Source organism: Ruoffia sp. FAM 20857, assembly GCF_045528645.1.
Taxonomy (GTDB): domain Bacteria; phylum Bacillota; class Bacilli; order Lactobacillales; family Aerococcaceae; genus Ruoffia; species Ruoffia halotolerans.
Window position 1 is genome coordinate 1 of record NZ_JBGQRB010000059.1, and the last position, 10,260, is coordinate 10,260.

10 protein-coding genes are annotated in these 10,260 nt (G+C 42.5%); 8 read left to right on the forward strand and 2 right to left on the reverse strand.

The window, feature by feature from the left end:
* The first annotated feature begins 352 nt into the window (after positions 1–352).
* From tsaB to tsaD, 4 genes are read left to right on the forward strand one after another with little or no spacing between them, the layout of a single operon-like run.
* Complete coding sequence (gene tsaB, locus ACEN4N_RS10355; RefSeq protein ID WP_407090708.1) at positions 353–1,111, forward strand: tRNA (adenosine(37)-N6)-threonylcarbamoyltransferase complex dimerization subunit type 1 TsaB; 759 nt, start codon at positions 353–355, stop codon at positions 1,109–1,111.
* A gap of 35 nt (positions 1,112–1,146) precedes the next feature.
* Entirely contained in the window at positions 1,147–1,719 is a 573-nt protein-coding gene (rimI, locus tag ACEN4N_RS10360; protein WP_407090707.1) for a ribosomal protein S18-alanine N-acetyltransferase, read from the forward strand.
* Positions 1,712–2,122 (forward strand): ribosomal protein S18-alanine N-acetyltransferase, encoded by a 411-nt coding sequence (gene rimI / locus ACEN4N_RS10365; RefSeq protein ID WP_407094175.1) that lies wholly within the window; start codon positions 1,712–1,714, stop codon positions 2,120–2,122. Before rimI (ACEN4N_RS10360) ends, rimI (ACEN4N_RS10365) begins: the two co-directional genes overlap by 8 nt.
* On the forward strand, positions 2,119–3,141 hold the full coding sequence (tsaD, locus tag ACEN4N_RS10370; protein WP_407094176.1) for a tRNA (adenosine(37)-N6)-threonylcarbamoyltransferase complex transferase subunit TsaD: 1,023 nt from the start codon (positions 2,119–2,121) through the stop codon (positions 3,139–3,141). Before rimI (ACEN4N_RS10365) ends, tsaD begins: the two co-directional genes overlap by 4 nt.
* 360 nt (positions 3,142–3,501) lie before the next feature.
* On the opposite strand, the gene ACEN4N_RS10375 is transcribed toward tsaD, so the two are convergent.
* On the reverse strand, positions 3,502–3,675 hold the full coding sequence (locus ACEN4N_RS10375; protein WP_407094177.1) for a hypothetical protein: 174 nt from the start codon (positions 3,673–3,675) through the stop codon (positions 3,502–3,504).
* A 377-nt stretch (positions 3,676–4,052) separates the two neighbouring features.
* On the opposite strand from ACEN4N_RS10375, the gene ACEN4N_RS10380 reads away from it, so the two are divergent.
* Positions 4,053–4,733 carry a hypothetical protein gene (locus tag ACEN4N_RS10380; RefSeq protein WP_407094178.1) on the forward strand — a complete coding sequence of 227 codons (681 nt, stop codon included), beginning with the start codon at positions 4,053–4,055 and terminating at the stop codon, positions 4,731–4,733.
* Between the two features lie 329 nt (positions 4,734–5,062).
* Here the strand turns inward: ACEN4N_RS10380 and abc-f are convergent, their stop codons facing one another.
* On the reverse strand, positions 5,063–7,033 hold the full coding sequence (gene abc-f, locus ACEN4N_RS10385; RefSeq protein WP_407094179.1) for a ribosomal protection-like ABC-F family protein: 1,971 nt from the start codon (positions 7,031–7,033) through the stop codon (positions 5,063–5,065).
* A gap of 318 nt (positions 7,034–7,351) precedes the next feature.
* Between abc-f and ACEN4N_RS10390 the strand changes: the two genes are divergently transcribed.
* From ACEN4N_RS10390 to groL, 3 genes are all read left to right on the forward strand, one after another.
* On the forward strand, positions 7,352–8,014 hold the full coding sequence (locus ACEN4N_RS10390) for a redox-sensing transcriptional repressor Rex (protein WP_407090703.1): 663 nt from the start codon (positions 7,352–7,354) through the stop codon (positions 8,012–8,014).
* Between the two features lie 155 nt (positions 8,015–8,169).
* Positions 8,170–8,436 carry a co-chaperone GroES gene (locus ACEN4N_RS10395; protein ID WP_407094180.1) on the forward strand — a complete coding sequence of 89 codons (267 nt, stop codon included), beginning with the start codon at positions 8,170–8,172 and terminating at the stop codon, positions 8,434–8,436.
* Between the two features lie 27 nt (positions 8,437–8,463).
* Positions 8,464–10,095 carry a chaperonin GroEL gene (gene groL / locus ACEN4N_RS10400; protein ID WP_407090701.1) on the forward strand — a complete coding sequence of 544 codons (1,632 nt, stop codon included), beginning with the start codon at positions 8,464–8,466 and terminating at the stop codon, positions 10,093–10,095.
* The last annotated feature ends 165 nt before the right edge of the window (positions 10,096–10,260 follow it).

Genomic DNA, 10,260 nt, shown 5'->3' on the forward strand with positions numbered 1-10,260 from the left:
TTCGATATTAATTGATTTCCACGAAAATTGGGAAAATAACGCTCGGACATTCTTACAAGTGTAATGTGCATGATGACCAGATGATATAACTACATTGAGACTTTTACACAAGATTATGGACTTGACACGGAAACTGATTTGCGTAGCGTCGCACCGCCTCGCGACACTACGCAATCGCGAATACGGTTCATCGTGCTGACCCGCGACGCTCCGGAAACTAATTTGCGTAGCGTCGTGCCATCTCACGACGCCCCGCAAGCTCATATCCACTCCATATTTCACCCCGTATTATGGAACGAGCGACTGAATTATGATAATATGAATGCACGTAAATTGATTAAAGGAGGTTATTATGAAATTCATTACATTTGATTCATCAACAAAGGCGCTGTCCGTGGCTTTAGCCGAGGGCGAGTTGCCAACGGATTTTACTATAAAAGCCTCAACCACAACCTTGGGCAAGCGTCAGCACGGCCAGACACTCGCACCTGCGGTTGAAAATATTTTAAAGCAAGTCGATTGGAAAATGAGTGATATTGACGCAATTATTGTCGGAAACGGGCCGGGCTCATACACGGGACTGCGCATCGGTGTGACCTTCGCAAAAGTATGGGCGAACGCGACGAAATTGCCTCTATATAGCGTTTCCTCGCTGGCTTTAATGGCTGGATCGGCTTCAAAACAGACCGATTTTGTCCTACCAATTATGGATGCCCGGCGCCAGACGGCTTATACCGCTTTGTATCAATATGATAACCAAGCTGTTTTACAAGCCGTTGAGTACGATCAACATATAAAATTCGAAGAATTTTTAGCGAAAATTAAAAAACACATAAACCCAAACAGTGAGCTAACATTAATCGGGACCGACATTGATGAATTTGTGGAAATGGCAACCCGTCAGTTGCCGACGACTAAACTCATAGTTATCGACGACTGGAACGCTTATCCACATACAGTGCACGCTTTTGGAAAAGTCCCTTGGACGCAAATTGAGGAGCCAACCTTATTAGCACCTAATTATGCACACGCGACTTTGGCGGAACAAGAGTGGGCGGAGAAATCGGACAGCGATACTCTCAATCCAGACGAACTTATTGATTTTAAATGATTAAATTTTTTGATAGAAAGTTGCAGGTAAGTGTGATGCAAGAATTTATTAGACGCATTCAAAATGCGAGGCAAGTGAATCATATTATCATGGACCGAATTAGGCCAATTATTGATGAAGAGCCTCTATGGAGCCGTTCGGACCAGTCTTTTAGCATACGACTTGCGAAAGCTGAGGACGTACCGCTTTTTATAGAATTGGAAAATGATGCCTACAAAGGCTTCCACGCCTGGACTCAACAAGATTTTGAACACGATTGGTTAAGAAATCCGTATTGCGTCTATATTTTAGTGGAAGATACGACCAATAAAGAGGTCGTAGCCATGATTTCAGGGCGGTTTCTTGCAAAGGGTGCGCACATCAGTCATTTATTAGTCCGGGAAAAATATCAAAACCAAAGACTCGGCTCAAAATTACTCGACTTGTGGATTCGCTTAGCTGAAATCGAAGAAGTGCCAATAATTACGCTCGAAGTGCGCGAATCTAACACGATTGCGCAAAGTTTATATTACGGACAAGATTTTAAGAAGCATGGCATCAAGGAAAATTATTATTCAGACAACAAAGAAACAGCCTTTTTATTAAAACGGGAGATGCCTAATGCTTAAACAAATTGAGCGCAATTTTATTATGGAAAGTTTACATGACTTTGGATGGACCCCAGAACAGTTCGAAAGTGAGTTAACAAACCGCTTCATGCGCTACTGGTTTTTGTGCGACGGGAACACGATTCAAGGTTACGTTGCTGGGCAAGTGTTGTTCGGCGAACTCGAAGTCCTGCGCGTGTACATGCATCCGCGATTTCGCGGGCGCCGTTTAGGAAATAGTTTATTGAAAAAGGCTTTAAAAGATGTAGACAGTGCCTTTCTAGAGGTGCGAAGCCAACACCAAGTGGCGATAAAATTGTATCAAAGTGTGGGGTTTGAGTTGGTGTCAGTGAGAGAGAATTATTATTCAAATCCGCAGGACGATGCGGTGAATATGCTTTGGCGAAAGGAGGAGATCGAGTGAGTGAATCATTAATATTAGCTATTGAAACAAGTTGTGACGAGACAAGTGTGGCGGTCATTAGAGACGGGCGAGAAATCTTATCAAATATCGTTGCATCACAAATAAAAAGTCACATGCGATTCGGTGGTGTTGTGCCCGAAGTGGCGAGCCGTCACCATGTGGAGCAAATTACCCAAGTGATTGATATGGCTTTGGAAGAAAGTGGGTATGGCGTCGCAGACATGGACGCAATCGCGGTTACACAAGGACCCGGACTCGTGGGCGCTTTATTAGTTGGGGTGACAGCTGGAAAATCGCTAGCGATGGTGTATAACAAACCCTTGCTCGCAGTCAACCATTTAGCGGGTCATATTTATGCCAGTCAATTGGTTAAACCGCTGAAGTTTCCATTAATGGCGCTGATTGTCAGTGGTGGACATACTGAACTCGTTTATATGAAAGAAGAATTTTCATTTGAAATTATTGGTGAAACGCAAGATGACGCCGTTGGTGAAGCTTATGATAAAGTGGGACGGATTCTAGACTTGCCTTACCCCGCTGGAAAATATTTAGACGAGTTAGCCGGCAAAGGAAATTCTGAAGCATACGCAATTCCGCGTGCGATGATACACGAGGACAATTTTGACTTCAGCTTTTCCGGCATGAAAAGTGCCGTAATGAATATCGTGCATAACGCGAAACAGCGTGGCGATGAGATTGTGCCTGAAGACTTAGCTGCAAGCTTCCAAGCTGCAGCCGTAGAAGTGTTGGTAGAAAAAGCAAGCAAAGCTTTACGCGAACATCCAGAAGTTTGCCAATTTATCTTAGCTGGGGGAGTGGCAGCCAACTCCGGACTGCGCGGGGAGTTGTCAACGCGCCTAGCGACTGAATTTCCAGAAGTAGAATTAATTATTCCACCCTTAAAATTGTGCGGAGACAATGCAGCAATGATCGGAGCCAGCGCACATCATATGTTTGCCGACAAAGACTTCAGTGAATTAGATATCAATGCGATCCCTGGCTTGATGTTAGGTGAGTAGGGAAAATAAGAATAGGACAGGCCTCTGAGGAAATAAACCTCAGTGGCCTTTTTTTGTAGCATGCGGGGCGTCGAGAGGCGTCGCGACGTACCGCAAATCCGAATACGGAGTGTCGCGCCTTATCACGACACTCCGCATGCCGGAAAAAGCGATAAACTTAGTTGTATATGTTGAACTGTGGATAAATATCATCGAGTTATTCGGACTGATCTTCATTTTCTATTTCCACATCGATAACCTCACGTTGGTACTCTTCTTCATTATAGATAAATACATTTCGGAAAATTTTCAAAATGGGACGCATAAGCAGAAAAAAGCCACCTAACAAGTATGCGATATTTCCGATTATAACGGGTGCTCCTAGAATATTTGAAATCTTCCTATAAAATATAGGCCACCGGTAAGAATATCATTGATTAAAGAAATAATTGTATAATAATTTTGAAAATAAATTCGAAAGCGTCCTGACTTGATGATAACGTCTTCTTCTTTATCAAGGTGTGGCTCGCGTTCCTTATGTTTGATTTCAGGCACGGTAGTTCCTCCTTTAGTTGACAATGAGTATATTCATTATACATTTTCGGATTTGGGATTGCGATTGAAAGGGTGTAAGGATAGGCGGCTACTTTAGATGAACAACTTCTATTTGCCATGAACTGCAAATCCGAATGCGGAGTGTCGTGCACGCTCGCGACGTACCGTAAACACAAATGCGGAGTATCGTGCACGGTCACGACACTCCACAAGCCAATTTCCGTAGTGTCGTGCTGACTCACGACACTCCGTATCCATGTTTGCAGTTCATCACGCCGATCCGCGACGCCCAAATCCACTAGCCAATCGCATGTTCCAATAGAATTTTTATCCAGTATGTATTAAAATAAAGTAACTAAATTCAAGAGGGGGCTAATATGTACGAACAATGGATAGCGATGGAGCAATTTTATTATGGATATTTTGCTTGGGGTTTATTAGTCGTAATTATTCTATCTATTTTACTAGTTTCCTGTCTGTATTATGTTAATTTATTAATCCCAAAAATAATACTCATTCTAACCCTTATCGCTTTCACAATATTTGGGGTAGGAGTTGTTCGGGGATATTCTCAATACGGTGATTTAATTGAGCAAGCGAGTAAAGAGACTGCCGCAATTCGCAACTTCAAACGAACATTTTTCATGATTGATATGCCGTACCAAGCTATGGAAATGAAGGCTTACCGGGATGGGTATTTTGATGAAGGCTTTGAAGCGGTTGGTTTTTACGAGAAAAAGTTTGTCAGCGAGCCGGTTGAATATTTAGGAGCGACGCAACAAGGCGGGTACGTCTTTCGAATTGGCGGGAGCGATTATGTTGTGAGCCAGGCCTGGGTGCGATTCTCCGATGAAGTTAACCAGGCTGTGCGAATCGGGACACAATATCAAGTCGCAGATCCGCGCTTCATTGAGCTCGGATTTGTGGAAAAATCGCGAGTCCTGCTTGATGAGTATATTGTCCCAAGCCAAGCGGAAAATCATATGGCCGATAAGGCAGGCGCAACCGCTGCTCAACTTCAAGCGCGGGGGATTGTGAAAGGCTGGGTTGTCCCGTAATTTTATAAAATGAAACCAAAAAACCTCTGGGAAAATATAACCTTAGAAGTATTTTCGGGATTTGCGGAGTGCCGTGCATGCCCGCGACGTACCGCAAATCCAAATGCGTAGTGTCGTGCATGCCCGCGACGCCCCGCAAATCCGAATGCGTAGCGTCGTGCACGCCCGCGACGTACCGCAAATCCAAATGCGTAGCGTCGTGCATACTCACGACACTCCGCAAGCCAATTTCCGTAGTGTCGTGCACGCTCACGACGCCCCGCAACCAATAACACTCAACAAAAAACACCAAACTTCTCACAAAGTTTGGTGTTTTTCTCGTGCTATATCTAAATCTCAATTCCCGGATGCTCTTCCATGAAAGCCTCAAGTTCAATACTTGCCTCTTCCCAAGTTTCCAGCGCATTGGTTTGACGCTCGTTTGCTTGAATCAATTTTTTATTCAAATCAGCTAACTCAGGTTGGTCATTGGCTTCATTCGCCGTTAACATATCCGCTTCAAGCTTTGTGATCAAGGCATCCATGGCTTCACTTTCTGCCATTGCCTCATCGACTTTAGTTTGAAGTTTCCGCAAGTCCTTTTTCAAAGCTTTTGTTTCTTCATAAGTGAACTGGTTTTGAGACATTTCCTTATTAGGAGTGGCCTCGTCCTGACTATCTTGCTCACGTAAAGCTTCGATTTCCTCTAACTCACGTTTTTTCTCAATATAGTAATCATAATCACCTAAATAAAGCGACGCGCCATCAGGTGATATTTCCAAAATGTTGGTCGCAATGCGGTTAATAAAATAGCGGTCGTGCGACACGAACAGTAGCGTGCCGTCGTAATCAATTATCGCTTCTTCCAGAACTTCCTTACTATCAATGTCTAAGTGGTTGGTCGGCTCATCTAATAACAAAGTATTGTCATGATCGGTCGCCAGCAGTGCCAAGCTCAGGCGGGCCTTTTCGCCACCACTCAGCATCGACACTTTCTTCTCAACCGTCTCGCCACTAAACAAGAAACTCCCTAAAATCGAACGCACTTTCCATTCATCGGTTGTATCGTGCGCTTGCCACAGCGTCTCCAACACTGTTTGATTTCCATCCAACTGATTCACATTTTGGTCATAGTAACCAATATCGACATTACTTCCGAGAATAACTTCCCCAGAAAGCGCAGGGATTTGTTGTAAAATAGTCTTCAAGAAAGTCGTCTTTCCGACCCCATTCGGCCCTACAATCGCAATCGCATCTTGGCGACGCAAGTCCATATTTATAGTTTTAGCAATCGGCTCTTCATAACCAATCGTCAAGTCGCGCGTTTCAATCACACGGTTTCCGCTGTCGCGACTTGCACTGAACTCAATTCGCGGTGCTCTCGTATCTTGCTTCGGTTTTTCGATACGGTCCATTTTTTCTAATTTTTTCCGGCGACTCTGCGCACGTTTCGTCGTAGACGCTCGGACAATATTTTTTGCAACAAATTCTTCCAATTTCTCAATCTCATTTTGTTGCTTCTGGTATTCTTTCCACTCTTGTTCCATGCGCAATGCTTTCTCTTTTAAATAAAAATCATAATTCCCTTTATACGTATGCAACGTATTGTTACGCAACTCGAGGACTTGATTGGCCACCCGATTTAAAAAGTAACGGTCATGCGATACAATCAACAGCGCACCCCGGTAACCACGCAAGTAGCCTTCGAGCCAGTTGAGTGTCTGCATATCCAAGTGGTTAGTCGGCTCATCCAAGATTAAAAGATCATAAGACATTAGCAAAATACGCGCCAAAGCGAGTCTAGTTTTTTGCCCACCCGATAGCGATTCAACAGGGCGGTCGTAATCTTCCTCATAAAATTGAAAGCCATGTAAGACCGTCCGGATTTCCGACTCAACCCCATAGGCGTTCGATTCTGCCAACTGTTGTTGAATCTGATCATAGGCACTTAAGGCATTTTGATATTCCTTCGATTCCCAATCCTCACTCAACTCAGCCACTCGCTCAGCTGCCACCTCCGCCTTTTCGCGCAAGGCCAAGGTATCCGAGAAGACATGTAACATCTCCTCCCAAATCGAGCGGTTTGAATCAATCGATACATGCTGCTCTAAATAACCCACCCGCAAATCGCGTGAGCGTGTAATTTCCCCTGCAGAAATCGGTTCTGTTTTCATAATTTGACTTATTAATGTCGATTTTCCCGCACCATTTCGCCCAACAAGAGCAATGCGGTCATTCGTTTGGATATTAAATGAAACTTTCTCATACAGCGTCACATCAGCAAAGCGACGCGCAACGTCATTAGCTTGTAGTAAAATCATTCGATGACTCCTTCTATTTGAACTCTTAATTATTATAGCCCACACACACCTATTTAACAAAATATAAAATAATAAAATGAAATTCCTCACCCAACCACCACCATATTCGAATTAATGTACATTTTGCATAATATTTCACATAAAAAGCTTTATTCTCACTATAAAATATATTAGAATATAAAAGTTAGGCTAAATAGGCTCGGAGTTCACAATAAATGTAAACCCTCGAAGGTTACATTTGGACAAATTTTGTGAAGGAGTGCTATAATGAGCATGACTTAAAAATTAGATATAGATAAACCTAGGAGGAGGCAATTTATGGCAAAAGAAATACCAAAAGCGACTGCCTTGAGATTACCCATCTACCATAGGTATTTACGATTCTTGCAACATGCAGGGAAAAAGCGCATTTCTTCAACGGAATTAAGTGAAGCTGTAAAAGTAGATAGTGCGACCATTCGTCGTGACTTTTCATATTTTGGGGCATTGGGGAAACGTGGTTACGGTTACGATGTAGATCACTTATTAGACTTTTTCTCGCGTATTTTAAATCAAGATCGCTTAACGTCGGTTGGTCTGGTTGGTGTAGGTAATTTGGGAAATGCACTGATTAACTACAATTTCCGGAAGAATAGCAATGTTCGAATTGGAGCCGCGTTTGATGTAAATACTGACATAATTGGAACAATTCAACGTGGTGTCCCAGTTTATTCAATGGATGAATTGGAAGAGCAAATCGAACAACAACAAATTGAAATTATTATTTTATCAGTCCCACAAGACGTCGCAGGGGATATTGTGAACCGAATTATCGAGGCGGGAGTGAAAGGAATCATGAACTTCACGCCACTTAGATTTGATGTACCGCGCAGCGTTCGTGTTCAAAATGTGGACCTGACGAATGAACTACAGACACTCATTTACTTCATTGATAGTAATAAGGATGATGCAGAGGATTTCTCTGATTTTGAAAAAAAATAATTGTAAAGCACGCCAAAAGGTGTGCCTTTTTTTTCGAAAAAGATAATTCTATGACTTGATTTTTTGACCAATTTAGACTATTATAAGATTAAACCATTAGCACTCAAATAAAACGAGTGCTAAATATAAAAATAAAATCATTTGGAGGGTATAATATGATTAAACCTTTAGGAAAACGTGTTGTTATCAAAGTGGCAGAAACAGAAGAAACGACAGCAAGTGGTTTCGTATTACCAAGTTCAGCCAAAGAAAAAGAACAATACGGTGAAATTGTGGCAATTGGACCAGAGATCGAAGAAAAAGATGGCGTTAAAGTTGGCGACACAGTGTTCTTCAAGAATTATTCTGGAACAGAAGTTGAACATGGCGATGAGTCATTGATGATTATTGAACACAAAGATTTATTAGCAGTCTTAGCATAATATCGAATTTAAAGGAGAGAATATTATATGGCAAAAGATTTAAGATTTTCAGAAGATGCACGTGCAGCTCTACTACGTGGAGTTGATATCTTAGCAGATACAGTTAAAGTAACATTAGGGCCAAAAGGGCGTAATGTAGTATTAGATCAACAATTTGGATCACCAACAATTACAAATGATGGTGTAACAATCGCTCGCGAGATCGAATTGGAAGATCGCTTCGAGAATATGGGTGCACAGTTAGTCATGGAAGTCGCTTCAAAAACGAACGACATCGCCGGTGACGGGACAACGACCGCAACATTATTAACTCAAGCAATCGCTCGTGAAGGTATGAAAAATGTGACTTCAGGTGCAAACCCAGTTGGCATCCGTCGCGGAATCGAAATGGCAACACGTGCAGCGGTTGAAGCTTTACAATCATTATCTCAACCCGTTTCTTCAAAAGAATCGATTGCACAAGTCGCATCAGTTTCTTCAGGAGATGAAAAAGTAGGGGAATTAATCGCTGACGCAATGGAAAAAGTTGGCCAAGATGGTGTCATCACAATTGAAGATTCACAATCGATTGATACAGAATTATCAGTGGTTGAAGGAATGCAATTTGACCGTGGTTACTTATCTCAGTACATGGTAACTGACAATGAAAAAATGGTTGCAGACTTAGAGAACCCATATGTATTAATTACTGACCGTAAAATTACAAACATCCAAGATGTACTACCTTTATTAGAAAGTGTTATGCAAACAAGCCGTCCATTATTAATTATCGCAGAAGATATTGAAGGCGAAGCATTACCAACACTAGTATTAAATAAATTACGCGGAACATTAAATGTGGTTGCCGTTAAAGCACCAGGATTTGGTGACCGTCGTAAAGCAATGTTAGAAGACTTAGCGATTCTGACTGGTGCAACAGTAATTTCAGAAGAATTAGGCTTTGAGTTAAAAGATGCAACACCAGACCACTTAGGTACAGCTGGTAAAGTTTCAGTAACAAAAGACAGCACAACCATCGTTGAAGGTGCTGGATCTAAAGAACAAATCGAAAACCGCGTTGGCTTAATCCGCGGACAAATCGAAGAAACAACAAGTGAATTCGACCGTGAAAAATTACAAGAACGCCTAGCTAAATTAGGTGGCGGAGTAGCAGTCATCAAAGTCGGTGCTGCAACTGAAACAGAACAAAAAGAAATCAAACTACGTATCGAAGATGCATTAAACGCAACACGTGCCGCAGTTGCTGAAGGTATCGTAGCAGGTGGGGGAACTGCACTTGTGAACGTTCAAGACGCAGTGAACGCACTTGAAGCAGAAGGCGACGAAGCAACAGGAATCTCAATCGTTGCTCGCGCACTTGAAGAACCAATTCGCCAAATCGCTGAAAATGCCGGCGCAGAAGGTTCAGTCGTTGTGTCACAAATCCGTACGTCAGACAAAGGTATCGGCTACAACGCAGCCACAGGTCAATTCGAAAACATGATCGACGCTGGTATCGTAGACCCAACTAAAGTAACACGTACAGCCCTACAAAATGCAGCCTCAGTTGCCGCATTACTATTAACAACCGAAGCAGTTGTTGCAGACATCCCATCAGAAACACCAGACATGGGAATGGGCGGAGGCGGCATGGGTGGCGGAATGCCAGGCATGATGTAAGCTGAAGCTTAAGAAGTAAGATAATTTAATATAAAATGGGGTTCTTGAATTTTTGGTGTTGGTGAGAGAAATCTCACTGACACCTTTTTTTGTATGTACACAAAAGCCAGTGAATTCCTATATAATAAAGTTACCATACATTACTAAAAGGAGAATTCACTTGGC